Raw genomic sequence first — 16,753 nt, 5'->3', positions numbered from 1 at the left:
CACTATCAGCATCAACAACTAGGCGGACTCACACCGGTTCCGGCCATTCTCCTTGGCGGCATACAGCGCAAGATCCGCACGTCTAGCCACCATGCTCGGCATCTCCTCGCCGTTGAATACGGCAATACCGAGGCTGGTGGTAATCGACAGTGGCCCGGCACTGGTGTGGAAAGGCGTGTCCGCCACGGCCAGTCGCAGCTTCTCCGCCACCGGCTCGGCCTCATGCTGCCCGCCGTCACGCAGAAGCACCATGAACTCCTCACCGCCCCAGCGTCCCAGCTCATCCTCGGTGCGCAGAGCGCCCTTCAGCCGCTGCGCCAGCTCAGTGAGCACCTCATCCCCAACATCATGGCCATGAGTGTCGTTAACATGCTTGAAATGATCCAGATCCGCCATGATCAGTGCGTAGGAGGTGCCCTGCCTCCGGCAGCGTGCATGCTCCGCCTCGAGCCTGGCATCAAAGGCGCGCCGGTTGGCCAGACCGGTGAGCACATCCGTACTGGCGCTCTGTTCGAGTTGCTGACGCGCCATAAAAGCCTCAAGGCGAACCCGGTAAAGAACCTCCGACATCACCAGGCCAATCACCATCATGATGAGTGGGTGAATAAACAGGAGAAATACCTCAACCGGCGCCACCGATGCGCGTACCACGACGAAAGACATGGCCGCAAGCGGCACACCATAGACCAGAATCAGATCCCGGGCGCCAGCCGTTGCCAATACCGCAACCAATGCGACAACGACGACCAACCCCTTACTCAGGAAGGCGTGAGTGCCATTCGGTTCCAGCATATTGTCCGCGACCATACCGGTCATCATGACCATGCCTGACAGCGCGTACAGGATCAGCATGGCCCGCGGCCAGAGGCCATCCGGCACACGCCAGCGCAGAAAAAGAATGCCAATGGCCGCCACCATGGGCAGGATTCGCCAGCCAAGATGGTTCCACCAGTGATCCAGCAACCCCAGCTGTGGCCACAACTCCACTACCTGGAAGAAGGGAAAGATGATCAACCCCATCAGGGCGGAGACTACGGCGAAGCGCCGCGCCAGAAGACGCTGATACTCGTGGAACGCCTCCCGCCACTCTGCGGGCAGAAGCCCATATCGGTAGCGCACTCTACGACCACGGATTGCCAGATAGGAAAACATCAGCCTGACTGACCTCCAGGTTTCCGAGACGGGGGTCTTCTGATACAGACCGCGTGCCCTTTCACCGCTCTCATCCAACAGCATAGCTTTCACAAAGATTAGCCTGTGCAGGCCAATAATGCCCGTGCGCCTTATACCTGTCCGGGGCGGAAACCTCAAATCAGAACTGACAATAATGCCTGGCATCACTGTCGGTGCGGCAGGGCCTGAAGTGCGTACCGTAATTCAAACACCGCATCGATCAGCCTGTTATAGTCTGATCAAAGACTGACAAACTGGAGCCAGACATGTCGCAGAGTATGGACCTGAACGAGCGGGTTGAGCATATCCGTGAGCAGACCCCGCTGGACGCCGCCGAGGAACTGGTTCGGCTGCCGGCGGACGATATCCAGTTCATCCTCTCGGGACTGCCTTCAGAACAGGCTGTAACCATCGCCTCCCATATGGGCGAAGCGGCCGCGCCTGGCGAGGCGGCCACCCGCGCCGTTCTCTCCGGCATGGAGGAGACCGTTGGAGAGCTGATGACACCGCCGACGGCAACGCTGCCCGCTGACTACACCGTCGCCGAAGCACTGACCTTCATGGTGAAGAGCTCCGACGTCTCCGGGATCAGCTACATGTTCGTGACCGAGGCCGATCGCCTGGCGGGGGTTGTAGGCATGCGCGACCTGATCCTCGCCAAGCCCTCCGAGACCCTGGCCAGCATCATGGTCCGCGAGCCCTTCGCCTTCCGGCAGGATACCCCTCTCGATGAGGCGATCGACGAAGTGCAGCAACGCCACTACCGCATTTACCCGGTGGTGGACGATCAGCAGCGCGTGGTGGGAGAAGTGCGTGGCTGGAAGCTGTATGAGCGCCTCGCCTCGGAGCTCAGCGCCCAAGCCGGCTCCCAGTATGGTGTGGCGAAGGAAGAGCAGATCAACACGCCGGTGCTCGCCGCCTTCCGCATGCGCCACCCCTGGCTGCAGGTGAACCTGATCACCGCCTTCGCAGCGGCTTTCGTGGTCGGGATGTTTGAGAGCACCATCGCGCAGATCGTTGCCCTGGCCGCCTTCCTGCCCGTGCTCGCGGGCCAGAGCGGCAACACCGGCTGCCAGGCACTGGCGATCACCCTGCGCGGCATCACCCTCGGCAAGATACAGGACTACCCGACCAGCCGATTGCTGCGTAAGGAGATCCTCCTGGGCGCGCTCAACGGTGCCGCCGTGGGCGTGATCGCCGGCGTTGCCATGTTTGCCTATGCCGTCTCGACCGACTCCGCCAACCCGGCCATGCTCGGTTTCGTCATCTTCATCGCCATGATCGGCGCCTGTATGGGCAGCGGCATCTTCGGCGTTGCCGTGCCGTTGCTGCTGCAGCGCTTCGGGGCGGATCCCGCCACCGCCAGCAGCATTTTCCTGACCACCTTCACCGACATCATCGGCATGGGACTGATGCTGTTCCTGGCTTCCACGCTGGTGTTGTAACAGGCAAGCATTCCACCACCGCTGGCCACCCGCCCGAAGTGGCTCGAATGCCGCCTCATTTCTGGACACTCAAAGGCTCCTCAGCACCGGGTAAAGCGTTCCGATTAGCAAGGCTGCCATGGTGATATTGAATATCTGGCGGCGGCGTTCATTCGACAGCCATTGGCGGATGACGGTGCCCATCCAGGCCCACATTGAACTCGCGGGAAAACAGGCGACCGTGAAAGCGACGGCTACAAGCGTCACGGATAAAAGTGAGCGGTCAGGTGCATAGACGGTGATCGCTGATAAACCGATTGCCCAAGCCTTGGGATTCACCCACTGAAATGCTGCAGCCTGCAGAAAGGTCATAGGCCGACCGGGGGACGAGGCCTCTTTCAATGGCGCTGCAGTGGCTACCTTCCACGCGAGCCAGAACAGATAACCAATACAAAAGACCTGGAGTGTTGTTCGCAAGGCCGGCACGGCCTCGAACAGCGCCATCAACCCGAACCCAGCCAGCAGCGTTAACACGGCAAGCCCGACGACAATGCCGGTCATATGCGGGAGGGTTCTTCTGAACCCGAAGTTCGCGCCGGAGGCAAGCAGCATCAGGTTGTTCGGGCCCGGAGTAGCCGTGGTCACGAAAGCAAAACCGAAAAGAGCGGTCAGCAAGGAAGGGCTCATGACGAAAAACTCCACCAACGATTCACTTTCTGCAATTTTATCGAATATAATGTGCAATTAGTGACCTAATTCGGTTACTCAAAAACACATAATGCAATATGTGACCACTATGGACCGCTCTGACTACCGAATATTGCAGGAACTCAAGAAAGACGGACGAATCAGCAATGTGGAGCTCGCTCAGCGAGTCAATCTGTCGCCTTCGACCTGTCTGCGCCGAGTCCAGGAACTTGAGCGAACGGGTGTGATACGCGGGTACCGTGTTGTCACGGACCCGGAAAGTATGGATCGCGGGTTTGCGGCGTACGTCAGTGTGTCCCTCTCATCCCATACAAAGGCGGCCCTGGAGGAGTTCGAACGCGCGATGCAGGACTCCGGAGAAGTGGTGGAATGCCACAATGTTGCCGGAGCGTTCGAATATCTATTGCGGATCGAATGTCGGGACCTTGCCGGCTATAAACACTTCCATACGGAGGTTCTGGGCACGCATCCCCATGTCAGTGCCATTACGACCTATCTCGTGATGGGGTCGCCCAAAGACGAGCGCGCCTGAGCAAGCGAACCCGGTCGCTGGTTTGAGCTGCCGGCGTCTCCCCTAACTATTTCCTACTAAGCCGGCTCCAGAAGAAAGAAGAATTACCAGAGGAATGACTGCTACCCGCTCTCGAGCTTATCCCCCAGCTCTTTCGTAAACTGCCAGTGGTCGCCCGTATCAAACGCAACAACCCAGGCGGCTTCCACAGCGAACGGGAGCTTGCCGTTGCTTACCGGATGGAAAGTAACTTTCACCTTACTGAGCTTGATCGATAGGTCACCAACGACAGAGCCTCGCGAATACTCCGTTACACCACCTCGACTTTTGCTCTTCTTAAACCCCAGCGAGGCCATTGTCTGCTCTACCTGGTCATCGGACTCCGGGCTGGCTACCTGATTCCTGTATTTGGGGAAAAACGCCAGCATTGGCTTTTTGGCTCCAAGCTCCCGGTGCGGTAGGACCCTGTAAATAACCGTCAGGATCACGAGGACGACTATTGCAGTGAGTATTATGTCGACCATCTCAATTAATACCCTTTCTATCCATGATGCTGAGCTTACCGGCGCGACGCAGGAATTGCCGGTATACGCCAGGACTCCCTACCCCGGAAACCTTTCATACTGCGGCCAGGCATCCGACACCCCATACCAGGAGGGCTTTTCTGAAACAAAACCCTGGTATTGATGTGAGGGGTTCAGTGCCGTATCCAGGGTGCCGATTCGCAAGCGCTTGGACTCCGGCGCATCATCGCGGGCACTGTACAGTGGGGATCCGCAATTACTGCAGAACACCCTCGCTTTCTGGGGTGTAGCCCTGAATTCCTTCAGGAACTCCTCTCCCTTCAGGATCTCGAAGTACTGACTCTCGATCGGCGCCACGGCGACGAACGCCGACCCTGATGCTTTCTGGCACTCCGTACAGTGGCAACGGGACACCTCATCAATGGTCCCGGAGTACCGGTACTGAACATTGCCGCAAAGGCAGCTTCCATAATGCATAAATGCCTCCCTGGTTGGCACAAATAACACCTGCTGGGGCGTCACGGGTCACGCTGTGCTTAGAACAACACGCGCAGCAACGCGCCCGCAAAGCCGTGAACGGATCTGGACGAACTGATCATGAGGCGATGACGCTGAATACAGCACTGGCTCTCGCGATCCGCTTCGAGCCGACATGAAAATAGCAGTTCGCGAACGCCATGCTGCCGCCGACTTTCTGGACGTCCGTATAGACCTCAACCCAGTCGCCCTTTTCCGCCTTACCCACATAATCCATGGTCTGGCTTGCCGTCACGATCGGCGTCGGCGGTTCCGTCGAGAATGCAGCGCTGTAGCCCATCGCGATGTCTGCCAGCGTGCCCAGTACGCCGCCATGAGCGATACCCCGGGCATTGCAGTGCTTTTCCTCGACCCTGAGACCAATGATCAGACCGGAGGGATCCTTTTTCTGATAGATCGGGCCAAGCAGATCCGTGAACGGGCTTGTACGGGAAAGAGGCTCAAATCCCTGAGGTTCGTTACTCATGCTGGACTCCTTTCTGATCCAGAACGTCCTTAAATGCCCTAGGCGTCCAGGTGCTTTTGACCCATAGACGCCATGGAGAGAACTCCCCACTGCCTAAAACTACCATCCCAGTGCGAGCAGACTCCATGCCGAGTGGTTAGTCATCCTCTGATGCCGGCACATGGAGGCGATCGTTGCGCACCAGAAAGCGGCCATTGATGGTCAGCGCCATCGGCTCGGCTGCCCGCTGGCGCTTTCTTTCCTGTTTACGAGCCAATGCTAGACTGAGAATAATCATCCCTGTAGCACTCGGGCGTTTCCGCCCCTCAACGCCAAAAAGCCCGAGGGAGTGGAGAATAATCATTATGAGCAACACCCCCTCCAAAGAGGAGGAATTGTTCGAAGGGCTCAAAGCCCTGTCTGACAGTTCTTTTCCCAAGAAATGCGCCACTTGCGGCCGCGTTTACCGGTCACCGCAGGATTTTGTGCAACAGTCAGATGACATTGCTGGCCGATCCGGTCTCAAGCTCGGTTACGACGATGACGAACGCCCGGTGGTTGAACTGTTTCGCAACTGTGTATGTGGTTCAACCCTGATGGACTTTTTCTCAGACCGACGAGATACATCCCGGTCGGGACTGAAACGACGCCAGGTATTCGGTAAATTGCTGGCCCACTTGGAAAGCCGTGGAATGGACAATAAAACTGCCAGGGCCGAATTGCTGAAACTCATGCGGGGAGACGCCAGCGAAAAGATCGAGAGTCTAGGCATTCAGCTCAAAGCACGCACTTATAAAGGAAGCGACAGTGCCTAAAACGACCCTTTTAACGGTGTACTCAGCAGCTTCCATGCACCTATTTCCATGTGGGTTCACCTATACATAACGGCGAAGCGCACCGGTGCGCGTCCGCGTGACGCGACTGGTTATGCCCTACGATCTGTGGGTGAGCCCGAATTCCAGGGTCGAATATTGCTCAGCTGCTCGGCCAAAGCATCTTCAGTCACCTCAGTATCGTAAGCAGCTTGCGCCCGAAGCCAATAGCCATTGGATAGCCCAAAGAAACGACACAGTCGCAGATCCGTATCGGCGGTTATAGAGCGCTTCCCGACAATGATCTGTCCAATACGCTGGGCCGGCACTCCAATTTCTTTGGCTAGGCGATACTGTGAGATCCCCATAGGCTCAAGAAACTCTTCCTTCAGCAACTCGCCAGGCGTTACAGGATCAATATCGCGCATAAGTCACCCCCTTAATGGTAATCAACGATTTCGACATCTTCCGCGCCAGCTTTCGTCCACCGGAAGCACAATCGAAATTGCTGGTTAATCCGGATGCTGTACTCGCCTCGGCGATCACCACTCAAAGCTTCCAACCTATTGCCGGGCGGTACTTTAAGATCCTCCAACTGGTTTGCGAGTTGAAGCTGGCGGAGCTTCCTCAGCGCAACCCGCTCAAAATTCACAAAGCGTTTAACGCGACGCCCGCTGGCCAGTTTCTCGGTATCCCTACACTTGAACGAGATGATCATGATTCAATAGTGACGCAACGCGTTAATAACGTCAAGCGTTAATACGGCAAGACGGTGCAGCTGAGATGGGCATAATGCCGAAGCTCAGTTGCGGCCGGAGGTTGCGAAGGGAACCCAAGGCGCGGCAGCGCTTTGGGCGGTGGAGTTCCCCCAAAAAAGTGGACACGCGCCATCAGCTTAACCCCTCGTACTCCAGTGGGGTCCTGTAACCAAGGCTGCTGTGGAGCCGTTGGGTATTATAAAAGACTTCAATATAGCGATTTATATGTTTCCGTAATTGTCGCATCGTCACGAAGCTGGTGGCGTGCAGCAATTCTCCCTTCAGCGTCTTGAAGAAGGACTCAACCTCGGCGTTGTCGGTGCATTGGCCCGGTCGGTTCATGCTGTGGTGGACCTGGTGCTGTTTCAGCAATGCCTGAGTCTTGTGGGCCCTGTATTCGATCCCCCGATCAGTATGAAGCAACAGGCCAGCGGCAGGATTTCGGCTTTTGAAGGCCTCCCTCAGGGTCGCTCTGGAGAAATCCGCATCCAGGCTTTCGCCCAATCGCCAACTGAGTACTCGACGGGAGAAAAGATCCAACACCACCGCCAGGAAAACGTATTTCTGACCGAGCTTGATGTAGGTCACGTCACTGCTCCATTGCTGATCCACGGCGGCCGGAGCAGGGGCTCCGAGGCGATAATTGGGCAGGGCTTTCAGTTCGTGACGCCGCCGCGCCAGGCGCCGGTAGACGTGGGTTACACGGGCCCGCATTCCCCACTGCTGCATCACCTTTGCAACCCGGTTTTCGCCCACTGTCACTCCCTCACGGCACAGCGCCTGATGGACCCGCGGACTGCCGTAGCGCCCCTTGCTATCATCATAGATCCTTCGGATCTGGGACAGCAGCACGGCTCGCTCTGCGTCTCTTTTGCCGGGCTTTCGATTGGCCCAGGCATAGTAGCCGGAACGCGAAACGCTCAGGTGCTGACAAAGTGCCTTTACGCTGTACTGCCGTCGGTGTTTCCAGACGAACCGGAACGCTTCCGTCGTTCCTCGGCCTGAAAACGTTGAAACTTTTTTAGGACGTCGTTTTCCTCCTCAAGCTCCGCGATCCGGCGTTTGAGGCGGGTGACCTCATCCTGGTCTTTGATCTTCTCCTTGGCCTCGGGGGGCGCTTTCTTGACCCGTTTCATGGCAAATTTCCCCTCGCGGTACTCTTTGCGCCAGCGTGACAGCATGAATGGGTGAATATCCAGCGCTTGCGCTACGCCCTGAACGCTTCGATGGGCCTGGTGACTCCACTCTACCGCCTTGACCTTAAACTCGGTGCTGTAGCGTTGTGTCTTCTTCCCCGTGATCATCGCGGGCATCGGTTTTCTCCTTCGTGGGAGTTATCGATGCGTGTCCATTAAAGTGGGGGAACTCCACGGTGGACTGCAGCGACTTGTTATGGCTAAACAACTCTAGCAACAAGCAGCAGTTTCCAGAATGATTTTGCCTCTTGTACGCCCAGTTTCAATTTCTCTGTGCGCATCTCCGGCGGCATCAAGACGAAATGTTTTAGATATATGCGGTTTGATGTCACCAGAGCTCAGCAGGCTTGCTATCTGCTGCATATGTTGGCTGCTTGGAAAAACGCTCATGAAGTAATTGACGGTAAGCGACTTTGATTCCGCTGCCGTTCTTGCGGACTCCCCAAGACCGGAGGGCAAATTAATGATGGTTCCGCCCTCTCTCATGACTTTTACCGTCCGCTCGAAATGCTCGCCACCTTGCGTTTCAAGGCTAAAATCAATCCCTTTAAGCTGTTTAGTGAAGTCGGCGTCTCGATAGTCAAGATGCTCATCAGCGCCACACGCGAGCACGAATTCTCGATTTTTTGCTGAAGACGTACCTATTACGTAAGCACCCAAATATTTTGCGATTTGAACCGCAAAGTGCCCGACACCACCGCTCGCGGCATGAATCAAAACGCGATCATTTTGCTTGAGTTTTCCGAAGTGAGTGAATGCCTGCCACGCAGTTAATGCCGCGAGAGTGGTGGCTGCCGCTTCTTGGTGCGTCACGGCGTTAGGTTTGGCCACTAAATGCCCTTCAGGAGCAACTACGTATTCAGCGTAACCATTGGGCACATTAGGAAACCTAATCATCCCGAATACTTCATCACCAGACTGGAACCTCTTGACGCTGTCACCGCATGCCACGACAACGCCGGATACGTCCCAGCCGAGGATGAGCGGAAGACTTTCCATTAGCATTGAGGCCAACGCACCTCCCTGCCGTGTCTTGACATCAACGGGATTCACGCTGATTGCGCAGGTCTTGATCAATACTTCATTAGGCGCGGGATCAGGGACAGCCCTGTCTTCGACGATGAGTTCATCAGCTGACCCAAATTTCTCAAATGCTACTGCTTTCATACTTGTCTATCCATTGCCTTTCGGTTTGTCTACTTGCGCCATAACGAGAAAGTTCAGCCGCCGCGCCACTTCGGCGCGGTCGGCTGGAGCGCCTGGTTGGGCCTCTTGCCTTTTCGTAGCATTCCCAGCCCTGTGAGCGCCCATACTAGTGCCAGCCAAAATATGGTGTTCACGATGTCGCCGATACTCGCTGCCCAACGCCAGTAACCAAGGCTAAGAATATCGTCCCTCATATCTAACAACTCTGCCGCGATGGCAGCTACCATCACGAGGGCTAGAGGCGCTATAGCGCATAGCGGTTTACGCAGCAGAACCGCCGTAGAGAAGAATACTATGAGCCCGGCATGCACATGCAGCGCATCTTTCGACAGACCGAGCGTCGAAACGAGCACAAGCTTCGCTTCCTGATACAACGATGGTTCCATAAACGGTCTCCTCTGCCCAACGCCGCCCAACCCGCGCGGCTACAGAATGGAGCGAAGCCGCAATGGAGTCGCCGTCGCCGTGATCGGCCTAGTTATGTGGTTACACGTTCGTTGAACAAAATTCTGTTTGAAAACGGGTCTACCACTTCGAACACTCTTTCGCCCCAGGGTGCTGTCGTAATTTCCGGCCGGCAGTACCTGTAACCTTGCGACGTAACTTCGCGGTGCAAGGCCTCAAGCTCATCGGTATTCACAAACGTTTTAGAGCCAGGAGTACAATCTCCAGAATGTTCGCTCAGGTGAAAGACTAGCTCACCTCTAGAAACCTGTATGTAGAGAGGAAAGCCCGGCTCAAAGCGGTGCTCCCAATCCAAGGACATACCGAGAAATTCCAGATAGAACTCCTTGGCTTTTATCTCATCGAAGATCCGAATAATCGGTATGGCTTTAAACTGCATCCATGCTCTCCTTAAACATAATGTCCGGATCACGCGCCGGTTTGGAGCCGCGAAGCGGCGGAAAATCGGTCGCCGTGCAGCCGATTGTTAGGTACTGGTTTACTTCTCGATATAGCGCAAAAGCCACCTGTACTTTTCTTTCACGGAACCGTTGACATCAGATTCTAATATCTCAGATGAATACTTCTTCAAACGATCGCAAATATCTGGCTTTGCAAAATCTATGAAACGCAACTCGTCCTCAGGATCGACGACTAGTGCGCAACCTGAGGTTATCAAATACTCCTGAACTGAAGTGTCTTGGTCAAGGTCGGGAGACACGACACAGCGCATACTTTTAGCGACATTGTTTTCTATGGTGTAGGCCCCGACAAGCCCAGGTCCAAATACCGTATTCGAATCTTGATAAATCGGTCCTCGCGCAATACCACCGCGCAAGAAAACTGGTATATCGAGAGCATTTAGCAAACTGCTGATTAAGTACGATGAAAAGCCTATCAGCTTAGAAAAGGCATAGCCTATTTCTGAGTCGATGGATAACACCAACGCATCAGACATGATTGTCATTTTCAGATGCTCTTCACTAATGAATGGAGAACCACCTGGAATTTGAATTCTGCTGTAAAGCTCTCGCCCAGACTCGGCTGCATTGAATATTGCTCGAAGATCTCCGTACGGACGCTTGATCAATTCCTTCATGCCTAGGATATCAAGGAACGCTACATAGCTATCCCTATAGCACTGTCCAGCATATTTTTTAGCCACACCTTGTTCAACGTCTCGGATTATCTGCTTCAATGGATCAGTCATGTACCTTTACCTAACGCCGCCAGCATGCGCGGCTACGGAATGGAGGCGAAGCCGCAATGTAGTAGCCGTCGCCGTGGCTTGCCTGGTTATGCATTTTTCAGAACCCGCCTGGATAACAACAGGGGAGAACCCAAAAGTATTGCTACTGAAACAGAGTATAGAAAAACTGCAACCAGAGCGTTCACACCAACTATAGCCAGCGCAGCTCTGGGCTTTCTAGTGAAAAATAGAAAAGCCCTCAGTCCACATGCAACACAAGCGACCAGCGTGGTGCCGAAGAGAAATGCTTCAGGGTTTGAGGGGGAAAGCGCCCCACTACCAATTGCCATTCCTTCCACGAAAACCGACTGGTCCGCTGGTAGACCCACAAACATAAAAATGATCCAGGTGCCCAGCAGGAAAACAAACCCCAGCAAAGAGAGGATTGCCGCGTAAATTCGATCCATAGTCACTTCCCTGCATAACGCTTTGGCTTTGCGGCGCACCGGAGCGCCAGCGTGGTGCGTCCGCCAACAGCCACTGGTTATACAGACTTTGCTACCAGCATTTCGGTAGCACCTTTCTGAAATCGGTAGCTCACAGGCTGCAAGGACACATTAATACCGTCTGCGGATAGTGCCGTCATTATCTGATCCAAATGATTCGAAACCTTTCCATCCAGCGACACAACAGGAAAAACCCGGACCTCGGTCGCAACTCTGCACAGCTCCCGCATTGATGCTAGGTGAGCAGGCCCATCTACATGGTCACTGTATAGAAAAAGGTAGTGGGAGCAGAGTGCCAGATCGAACCCTGAGTCAGGAAATGGCAATGTTGGTAGTGATGCTGATACATACCGCCCTTCTCGGATACCAACATCAAAATCAGAAAGGAACTTCGACATGGCCCTCATCCGGACCTCGCCAAGCTGCTCGACACTGCCCAGTGAGTCCCAGTGATAGTTGTCTGCTCTCTGCTGCAGCTTAGCCATGATCTCCGGATACACGTCATCAATCCGGCGGCGTATCTCCTCTGCCTCGAACTGATACACCGGATCACAAGATGTGATTTGGCATCCCCGGCCGGTCGCCTCTGCATTGAAGCTCGCGGGGCCGCATCCAAGCACTCGCCTGTTCAAATCATCTTCCGATAACCCGAACATTGCTTGGTATTCTTCAAAAGACCGGCCCCATGGGACCACGTTGGCTAACTCCAAGTTTGACTCTCCCTAGTCTGTATAACGCTGAGCGAAGCGGCGGCCCGTCAGGGACGTCCGCCTTACGCGACTGGTTAGTTCACTCACGGCGAGCCAGTAGCAGCCCGATCCCGGCACTCCCAAGAAATCCAGCACAGATCCTATTGAACAGTTGACGCATAGCCGGACGAGAAAACCAGTGGCGCAACATCTTACCAAAGAAGGCGTAGGTGCCTATTGCGATCCATTCAAGCATCAGAAAAAGAGCACCCAAAACCAGGAACTGAAATCCTACTGAGCCTGAAGGATCGACAAACTGAGGAAGAAAGGCCGTAAAGATCAAAATGGCCTTTGGGTTCCCAGCAGCCAAAAGAAATTCTTGCTTCGCCAATTGGAGTATGTTTTTACCCGCCGGTGACTCATCATCGGCAGCAGTCGGGTCTGCTGTCCAAAGCTGGAAAGCCAGCCAAAGAAGGTACAGGCCGCCGACGACTTTTATAGCAAGAAATAACTTCTCAGACGTGTATAGCACTGTTGCTAAACCTGTAGCTGCGAGAGTAATCATGCCCACAAAAGCAACAAGTCGACCAATGCCAGCACAGCAAGCCGCGTAGACGCCATAACGTTTGGCATTCGCCATTGAAAGAAGATTGTTTGGTCCTGGAGCCATGTTTAAAGCAAAGCTCGCTGGTATGAATAAAAGGATCGTCGATAAGGTCACAGTTGATTCTCCTTTATGAACTAACAGATAATATCTAGAACGCAGCGATATCAATATCCCTGAATTCTGTATAGCGCCAATAATCCTGAACGCCAAGCCCTTTCATTTTCAGATCATTACGAAAGCAGCCCCAAGCCATCCTGTAATATCCTGAATTCTCAATATCACTCACTACCCTAGCAGAGCTCGCCCCGGCACGCTCGCCGGATTACCGCTTATCAACCTCATTCTGCCACCCGGCTCACGGCCTTGCACTTACCCCAACCACCTTTCCCCACACCCCCGAACCAAGTACCCTTTCCCCGTCCAATCCCACTGAATGGAGTCGCCCTTTCATGCCCGATCACAGCGCCGCCCCGGAAACGGATTTCGAGCAGGCCGCGCACCGTACCCTGCGGGACGTCTTTGGTTACGATCAGTTCCGGGGTCGCCAGCTGGAGATCATCCAATCGCTGGTTGAGGGGCGTAATGCGCTGGTGCTGATGCCCACCGGCGGCGGCAAGTCGCTGTGTTACCAGATTCCGGCGCTGCTGCGGCCGGGGCTGGCGGTGGTGGTGTCGCCGTTGATTGCATTGATGCGGGACCAGGTGGAGGCGTTGCAGCACAACGGGGTGCGGGCGGCCTGCCTGAACTCCAGCCTGGACCCTGTGATGCAGCGGGATATTGAGCAGTCCGCGCTGGAGGGCGAGCTTGACCTGCTGTACGTGGCGCCGGAGCGGCTGCTCACGGAGAACATGCTGGGGCTGCTGGGGCGGGCGCAGATCGGTCTGTTCGCCATCGACGAGGCGCACTGTGTCTCGCAGTGGGGGCATGACTTCCGGCCGGAGTACATGAAGCTGGATGTGCTGCGCCAGCGCTTCCCGCAGGTGCCGCGCATCGCCCTCACCGCCACGGCCGACCAGCGCACGCGCGAGGAGATCGGCCGCCAGTTACTGCCGGACGGCGGCGAGACCTACGTGGCCAGCTTCGACCGGCCCAACATCCATTACCGGGTTGGCCTCAAGGGCAATGCCCGCCAGCAGCTTCTGGCGTTCATCCAGGAGCGCCATGCGGGGCATTCCGGCATTGTGTACTGCATGAGCCGTAAGCGCACCGAGTCCACGGCCGAGTACCTGAGCAGCCAGGGCGTGCCGGCGGTGGCCTATCACGCGGGGCTGGACAATGAGACCCGCCAGCACCACCAGGAGCGCTTCCTGCACGAGGAGGGGCTGGTGGTGGTCGCGACCGTGGCCTTCGGCATGGGCATCGACAAGCCGGACGTGCGCTTTGTGGCGCACCTGGACCTGCCCAAGAGCATCGAGGCGTACTACCAGGAGACGGGGCGCGCCGGGCGTGATGGAGAGCCCGCCGAGGCCTGGATGGTCTACGGCCTGCAGGACGTCTACCAGGTGCGCCAGATGCTGGCGGAGTCCAACGCCGGCGAGCTCCAGCAGAAGGCGGAGCGCGAACGGCTGGAGGCCCTGCTCTCCTTCTGCGAGGCCACGGGCTGCCGCCGGCAGGTGCTGCTGCAGTACTTCGGCGAGCCCCACGAGGGCAACTGCGGGAACTGCGACAACTGCCTTCAGCCCCCGAAGACCTGGGATGCCACCGATCCGGCCCGCAAGGCACTCTCCTGCGTCTACCGCACGGGCCAACGCTTTGGGGCGGCACACGTGACGGACGTGATCATGGGCAAGACCAACGACCGGCTGAGCCGCCTGGGCCACGACCAGCTCAGTACCTTCGGCATCGGTACGGACCTCTCCAAGCAGGCCTGGCACTCGATCCTCCGCCAGCTCCTGGCCCACGGCCACCTGCAGAGCGACCCCGAGGGCCACGGCGGCCTCCAGCTCGCCCCGCGCTGCCGGGAGCTGCTGCGCGGCGAGGCGGCACTGGAACTGCGCGAGGACATCCTGCCCTCATCCAGCAAACGCAAAGCCGCCGGCTCGGGCCGCAAGGCCCCGCCGGATGTCCCGGACGGCCCGCAGTGGGAGCGGCTGCGCCAGTTCCGCAAGGAGCTCGCGGACACCGAGGGCGTGCCGCCCTACATCATCTTCCACGATGCCACCCTCAAGGAGATGCTCCACGCCAGGCCGAAGACGCTGGATGACATGGCCACGGTGCCGGGCATCGGGCAGGCGAAGCTGGAGCGCTACGGGGAGCAGTTCCTGAACGTGCTCAAGGCCCTTGAGGATATGGCCGAGGAAGCCTGACCCAATGGAACCGATCGACTGCAACGGCACGCCCACCCTGAGCTTCCGCCAGATTGATGAGATGAACGGCTTCACCAAGGGCACCACCTTCAGGCTGTTCAAGCACTCCGGTGATGCCCTTCAGGAGGGGCGGGACTTTTTCTACTTTCCCGCTTCGGAATACGGGGAGTGGATCGAGACGCTCCGGGCTGCCAGCAAGGTCTACCGGACTTCCCGGCACCTGGTGCTGCTGACCCGCGAAGGGTACGAGCGCCTGCAGAGCCTCTAGCCAGCCGCGTTCCGGGCGTTACGGCGTTCGTTCAACTGCCACGCAAGCCACACCACCACCAGCAGGACGCCGATCGGCAGCGCGAAGGCGAGGTGCACCTGGACGGTGCCCAGGATCAGGCCCAGGCAGCCCCCGAGGAGCTGGATCACGGTCAGGTTGCCCCCGGTGTTATCCAGAACCATCTTCTCCAGCTCGTCCGTGTCCAGCCGGCGCACCTGCTGCTCCACCACGTTAGTCACATCCAGGCGCTTGACCGCCAGTTCGATGCCCTGGCTGACCCAGGCACGCCCCTTGTCGGACTGGAGCAGCTGAAGGCCCTGCTTCTTGAACCACTGCAGGGCGCTCATCAGGGATTGCTCAATGCGTTCCCAGTTGGACTCGTCATTCAGGTACTGGTCGGTCTGGCGGATCAGGACCGGCAGGATCCGGTCGCGCGTCGTGCTCCCCACCGCCTCGATCCAGTCGCCCACGCGCGCCTGGATCAGTGACTGCACCTCGGGCTTTTCCATTTCCTGCTGGATCCCGTCCACCACGGCATCCAGCATCTCCATGAAATCATCGGCCACCTCCGGGTCCCTGATGAAGCGTTCCAGTACCTGACTGATCGCGTCCTGATCGAAGGAGAAGATATTCTTGATGCCAAGCCCCAGCGAGCCCATCCGGCGCTTCTGTTTGAGGTAGTCCTCCAGCGCGTTATTGAGCCATTCCGAGATCCGGGGGATTTCCTGCTGCAGCCAGTGGCGCGTCTTGTCCGCCAGCCATTCCCGGTTCTCCCTGGACTGCAGGAAACTGTGCAGCGTCGCCCGGATCTGCGCCCACCACTGGTCGATGTTCTCCGGGTCGCGGGCCAGGTCCTTGAGGGCGGCTTCCACGAAGTCCAGTGAACGGGTCAGCGCCTCCGGGCCACGCTCGCGCATCAGGTCCACCACCACTTCCGTGATGCGCTTGCGCACCTCGGGGTCCTGAAGGTGGTCATCGATCCACCCGGCCATGGTCTCGGTACCGGTCTCAATCAACTGCCGCTCGCGGATGTAGTCCAGGATGATTTCCGGCGAAAGCAGCTGCTCCTGGACGCTCTCGGCCAGACTGCGCGCGATCTGGTCCTTGTTCTTCGGCACGAGCCCCTGCCAGCCGAGGACCTGGCCCTGCTTGGGCTGGAAGAGCATCTTGATGGCGAGGAAGTTGGTAAAGTACCCGACCAGGCCCGCAACCGTGATCACGAAGCCGGCCCGCACCCAGATGTTGCCGCCCCCAAACCAGTAATCGAGAAGACCGAATATCAATGCCGCGGCCAGTAACCCGCTCCGAAAGCTGCGATCCCACCTGGTCAGATCGACGTCCATAGCGATTCCCCTCATTTACTGCAGGAGCAGGGCACACCTGCGTACGAATACCTGAGGATACAGACCAGCCCGGCACTTTGCATGGCCCTGGCCATTTGAAGTCATCA

Annotated in this window: 22 protein-coding genes and 2 pseudogenes; 6 read left to right on the top strand and 18 right to left on the bottom strand. The window is 57.0% G+C overall.

Features of this window, described 5'->3' with window-relative positions:
• Window positions 1-18: 18 nt before the first annotated feature.
• Window positions 19-1,152, bottom strand: coding sequence for a GGDEF domain-containing protein (locus tag H4I92_RS13425; protein ID WP_179105712.1), 1,134 nt, complete (start codon window positions 1,150-1,152; stop codon window positions 19-21).
• 287 nt (window positions 1,153-1,439) lie between these two features.
• Here H4I92_RS13425 and H4I92_RS13420 point away from each other — a divergent pair, with 287 nt between their 5' ends.
• A complete protein-coding gene (locus H4I92_RS13420) occupies window positions 1,440-2,618 on the top strand; it encodes a magnesium transporter (RefSeq protein ID WP_077531068.1) in 1,179 nt (392 codons plus the stop codon).
• Between the two features lie 69 nt (window positions 2,619-2,687).
• Here H4I92_RS13420 and H4I92_RS13415 read toward each other — a convergent pair whose 3' ends face one another.
• Entirely contained in the window at window positions 2,688-3,284 is a 597-nt protein-coding gene (locus H4I92_RS13415) for a LysE family translocator (protein WP_077531067.1), read from the bottom strand.
• 91 nt (window positions 3,285-3,375) lie between these two features.
• Between H4I92_RS13415 and H4I92_RS17190 the strand changes: the two are divergent.
• Window positions 3,376-3,528: pseudogene (locus H4I92_RS17190) on the top strand (Lrp/AsnC family transcriptional regulator); the annotation flags it as partial.
• 39 nt (window positions 3,529-3,567) lie between these two features.
• Window positions 3,568-3,837, top strand: a complete 270-nt coding sequence (locus H4I92_RS16945) for an Lrp/AsnC family transcriptional regulator (protein WP_245800920.1) — start codon at window positions 3,568-3,570, stop codon at window positions 3,835-3,837.
• A 101-nt stretch (window positions 3,838-3,938) separates the two neighbouring features.
• Here H4I92_RS16945 and H4I92_RS13405 read toward each other — a convergent pair whose 3' ends face one another.
• The 4 genes from H4I92_RS13405 to H4I92_RS13390 form a co-directional block, all read right to left on the bottom strand.
• Complete coding sequence (locus tag H4I92_RS13405; protein ID WP_077531066.1) at window positions 3,939-4,340, bottom strand: hypothetical protein; 402 nt, start codon at window positions 4,338-4,340, stop codon at window positions 3,939-3,941.
• A 78-nt stretch (window positions 4,341-4,418) separates the two neighbouring features.
• Window positions 4,419-4,817: a GFA family protein gene (locus H4I92_RS13400; protein WP_077531065.1), complete on the bottom strand. Its 399-nt coding sequence runs from the start codon at window positions 4,815-4,817 to the stop codon at window positions 4,419-4,421.
• A 118-nt stretch (window positions 4,818-4,935) separates the two neighbouring features.
• Window positions 4,936-5,343: a PaaI family thioesterase gene (locus tag H4I92_RS13395; protein ID WP_077531064.1), complete on the bottom strand. Its 408-nt coding sequence runs from the start codon at window positions 5,341-5,343 to the stop codon at window positions 4,936-4,938.
• Window positions 5,344-5,479: 136 nt separating this feature from the next.
• Entirely contained in the window at window positions 5,480-5,620 is a 141-nt protein-coding gene (locus H4I92_RS13390) for a hypothetical protein (RefSeq protein ID WP_179105711.1), read from the bottom strand.
• 67 nt (window positions 5,621-5,687) lie between these two features.
• On the opposite strand from H4I92_RS13390, the gene H4I92_RS13385 reads away from it, so the two are divergent.
• Window positions 5,688-6,137 carry a hypothetical protein gene (locus tag H4I92_RS13385; RefSeq protein ID WP_077531062.1) on the top strand — a complete coding sequence of 150 codons (450 nt, stop codon included), beginning with the start codon at window positions 5,688-5,690 and terminating at the stop codon, window positions 6,135-6,137.
• A 110-nt stretch (window positions 6,138-6,247) separates the two neighbouring features.
• On the opposite strand, the gene H4I92_RS13380 is transcribed toward H4I92_RS13385, so the two are convergent.
• The 11 genes and pseudogenes from H4I92_RS13380 to H4I92_RS13330 all read right to left on the bottom strand — a co-directional run bounded on the left by H4I92_RS13380 (window position 6,248) and on the right by H4I92_RS13330 (window position 12,843).
• Entirely contained in the window at window positions 6,248-6,562 is a 315-nt protein-coding gene (locus tag H4I92_RS13380; RefSeq protein ID WP_077531061.1) for a HigA family addiction module antitoxin, read from the bottom strand.
• A gap of 11 nt (window positions 6,563-6,573) precedes the next feature.
• The gene (locus H4I92_RS13375; RefSeq protein WP_077531060.1) at window positions 6,574-6,852 is read right to left on the bottom strand and encodes a type II toxin-antitoxin system RelE/ParE family toxin; all 279 of its coding nucleotides are present in this window, start codon (window positions 6,850-6,852) and stop codon (window positions 6,574-6,576) included.
• Window positions 6,853-7,024: 172 nt separating this feature from the next.
• Window positions 7,025-7,852: pseudogene (locus H4I92_RS13370) on the bottom strand (IS3 family transposase); the annotation flags it as partial.
• Window positions 7,834-8,196, bottom strand: coding sequence for a transposase (locus tag H4I92_RS13365; protein WP_245800820.1), 363 nt, complete (start codon window positions 8,194-8,196; stop codon window positions 7,834-7,836). The gene H4I92_RS13365 and the pseudogene H4I92_RS13370, both read right to left, overlap by 19 nt.
• A 102-nt stretch (window positions 8,197-8,298) precedes the next feature.
• The gene (locus tag H4I92_RS13360; RefSeq protein ID WP_077531059.1) at window positions 8,299-9,255 is read right to left on the bottom strand and encodes an NADP-dependent oxidoreductase; all 957 of its coding nucleotides are present in this window, start codon (window positions 9,253-9,255) and stop codon (window positions 8,299-8,301) included.
• 53 nt (window positions 9,256-9,308) lie between these two features.
• Window positions 9,309-9,680 (bottom strand): hypothetical protein, encoded by a 372-nt coding sequence (locus H4I92_RS13355; RefSeq protein WP_077531058.1) that lies wholly within the window; start codon window positions 9,678-9,680, stop codon window positions 9,309-9,311.
• Window positions 9,681-9,772: 92 nt separating this feature from the next.
• A complete protein-coding gene (locus H4I92_RS13350) occupies window positions 9,773-10,138 on the bottom strand; it encodes a glyoxalase superfamily protein (protein WP_077531057.1) in 366 nt (121 codons plus the stop codon).
• 99 nt (window positions 10,139-10,237) lie between these two features.
• Entirely contained in the window at window positions 10,238-10,948 is a 711-nt protein-coding gene (locus H4I92_RS13345) for a hypothetical protein (protein WP_077531056.1), read from the bottom strand.
• An 86-nt stretch (window positions 10,949-11,034) separates the two neighbouring features.
• On the bottom strand, window positions 11,035-11,394 hold the full coding sequence (locus tag H4I92_RS13340; protein WP_143512697.1) for a hypothetical protein: 360 nt from the start codon (window positions 11,392-11,394) through the stop codon (window positions 11,035-11,037).
• A 77-nt stretch (window positions 11,395-11,471) separates the two neighbouring features.
• Complete coding sequence (locus H4I92_RS13335; protein WP_077531055.1) at window positions 11,472-12,143, bottom strand: class I SAM-dependent methyltransferase; 672 nt, start codon at window positions 12,141-12,143, stop codon at window positions 11,472-11,474.
• 79 nt (window positions 12,144-12,222) lie between these two features.
• Window positions 12,223-12,843 (bottom strand): LysE family translocator, encoded by a 621-nt coding sequence (locus H4I92_RS13330; RefSeq protein ID WP_077531054.1) that lies wholly within the window; start codon window positions 12,841-12,843, stop codon window positions 12,223-12,225.
• A gap of 335 nt (window positions 12,844-13,178) precedes the next feature.
• On the opposite strand from H4I92_RS13330, the gene recQ reads away from it, so the two are divergent.
• Both recQ and H4I92_RS13320 read left to right on the top strand, forming a co-directional pair.
• Window positions 13,179-15,035, top strand: coding sequence for a DNA helicase RecQ (gene recQ, locus H4I92_RS13325; protein WP_077531053.1), 1,857 nt, complete (start codon window positions 13,179-13,181; stop codon window positions 15,033-15,035).
• Between the two features lie 4 nt (window positions 15,036-15,039).
• The gene (locus H4I92_RS13320; protein WP_077531052.1) at window positions 15,040-15,303 is read left to right on the top strand and encodes a hypothetical protein; all 264 of its coding nucleotides are present in this window, start codon (window positions 15,040-15,042) and stop codon (window positions 15,301-15,303) included.
• Here the strand turns inward: H4I92_RS13320 and H4I92_RS13315 are convergent.
• The gene (locus H4I92_RS13315) at window positions 15,300-16,646 is read right to left on the bottom strand and encodes a DUF445 family protein (RefSeq protein ID WP_179105710.1); all 1,347 of its coding nucleotides are present in this window, start codon (window positions 16,644-16,646) and stop codon (window positions 15,300-15,302) included. The genes H4I92_RS13320 and H4I92_RS13315 overlap by 4 nt on opposite strands.
• Window positions 16,647-16,753 lie beyond the last annotated feature (107 nt).

This window comes from Vreelandella halophila (genome assembly GCF_019903425.1).
GTDB classification, from domain to species: Bacteria; Pseudomonadota; Gammaproteobacteria; order Pseudomonadales; family Oleiphilaceae; genus Halospina; species Halospina halophila.
The sequence above is the reverse complement of the archived record's forward strand: the minus strand, read 5'-3'. Positions and strand labels throughout refer to the sequence as shown.

What these genes read in the sequence shown, in the direction of transcription:
- H4I92_RS13425 (WP_179105712.1), bottom strand. Translation starts at nt 1,152, where the DNA reads ATGTTTTCCTATCTGGCAATCCGTGGTCGTAGAGTGCGCTACCGATAT.
- H4I92_RS13420 (WP_077531068.1), top strand. Translation starts at nt 1,440, where the DNA reads ATGTCGCAGAGTATGGACCTGAACGAGCGGGTTGAGCATATCCGTGAG.
- H4I92_RS13415 (WP_077531067.1), bottom strand. Translation starts at nt 3,284, where the DNA reads ATGAGCCCTTCCTTGCTGACCGCTCTTTTCGGTTTTGCTTTCGTGACC.
- H4I92_RS16945 (WP_245800920.1), top strand. Translation starts at nt 3,568, where the DNA reads ATGGATCGCGGGTTTGCGGCGTACGTCAGTGTGTCCCTCTCATCCCAT.
- H4I92_RS13405 (WP_077531066.1), bottom strand. Translation starts at nt 4,340, where the DNA reads ATGGTCGACATAATACTCACTGCAATAGTCGTCCTCGTGATCCTGACG.
- H4I92_RS13400 (WP_077531065.1), bottom strand. Translation starts at nt 4,817, where the DNA reads ATGCATTATGGAAGCTGCCTTTGCGGCAATGTTCAGTACCGGTACTCC.
- H4I92_RS13395 (WP_077531064.1), bottom strand. Translation starts at nt 5,343, where the DNA reads ATGAGTAACGAACCTCAGGGATTTGAGCCTCTTTCCCGTACAAGCCCG.
- H4I92_RS13390 (WP_179105711.1), bottom strand. Translation starts at nt 5,620, where the DNA reads ATGATTATTCTCAGTCTAGCATTGGCTCGTAAACAGGAAAGAAAGCGC.
- H4I92_RS13385 (WP_077531062.1), top strand. Translation starts at nt 5,688, where the DNA reads ATGAGCAACACCCCCTCCAAAGAGGAGGAATTGTTCGAAGGGCTCAAA.
- H4I92_RS13380 (WP_077531061.1), bottom strand. Translation starts at nt 6,562, where the DNA reads ATGCGCGATATTGATCCTGTAACGCCTGGCGAGTTGCTGAAGGAAGAG.
- H4I92_RS13375 (WP_077531060.1), bottom strand. Translation starts at nt 6,852, where the DNA reads ATGATCATCTCGTTCAAGTGTAGGGATACCGAGAAACTGGCCAGCGGG.
- H4I92_RS13365 (WP_245800820.1), bottom strand. Translation starts at nt 8,196, where the DNA reads ATGATCACGGGGAAGAAGACACAACGCTACAGCACCGAGTTTAAGGTC.
- H4I92_RS13360 (WP_077531059.1), bottom strand. Translation starts at nt 9,255, where the DNA reads ATGAAAGCAGTAGCATTTGAGAAATTTGGGTCAGCTGATGAACTCATC.
- H4I92_RS13355 (WP_077531058.1), bottom strand. Translation starts at nt 9,680, where the DNA reads ATGGAACCATCGTTGTATCAGGAAGCGAAGCTTGTGCTCGTTTCGACG.
- H4I92_RS13350 (WP_077531057.1), bottom strand. Translation starts at nt 10,138, where the DNA reads ATGCAGTTTAAAGCCATACCGATTATTCGGATCTTCGATGAGATAAAA.
- H4I92_RS13345 (WP_077531056.1), bottom strand. Translation starts at nt 10,948, where the DNA reads ATGACTGATCCATTGAAGCAGATAATCCGAGACGTTGAACAAGGTGTG.
- H4I92_RS13340 (WP_143512697.1), bottom strand. Translation starts at nt 11,394, where the DNA reads ATGGATCGAATTTACGCGGCAATCCTCTCTTTGCTGGGGTTTGTTTTC.
- recQ (WP_077531053.1), top strand. Translation starts at nt 13,179, where the DNA reads ATGCCCGATCACAGCGCCGCCCCGGAAACGGATTTCGAGCAGGCCGCG.
- H4I92_RS13320 (WP_077531052.1), top strand. Translation starts at nt 15,040, where the DNA reads ATGGAACCGATCGACTGCAACGGCACGCCCACCCTGAGCTTCCGCCAG.
- H4I92_RS13315 (WP_179105710.1), bottom strand. Translation starts at nt 16,646, where the DNA reads ATGGACGTCGATCTGACCAGGTGGGATCGCAGCTTTCGGAGCGGGTTA.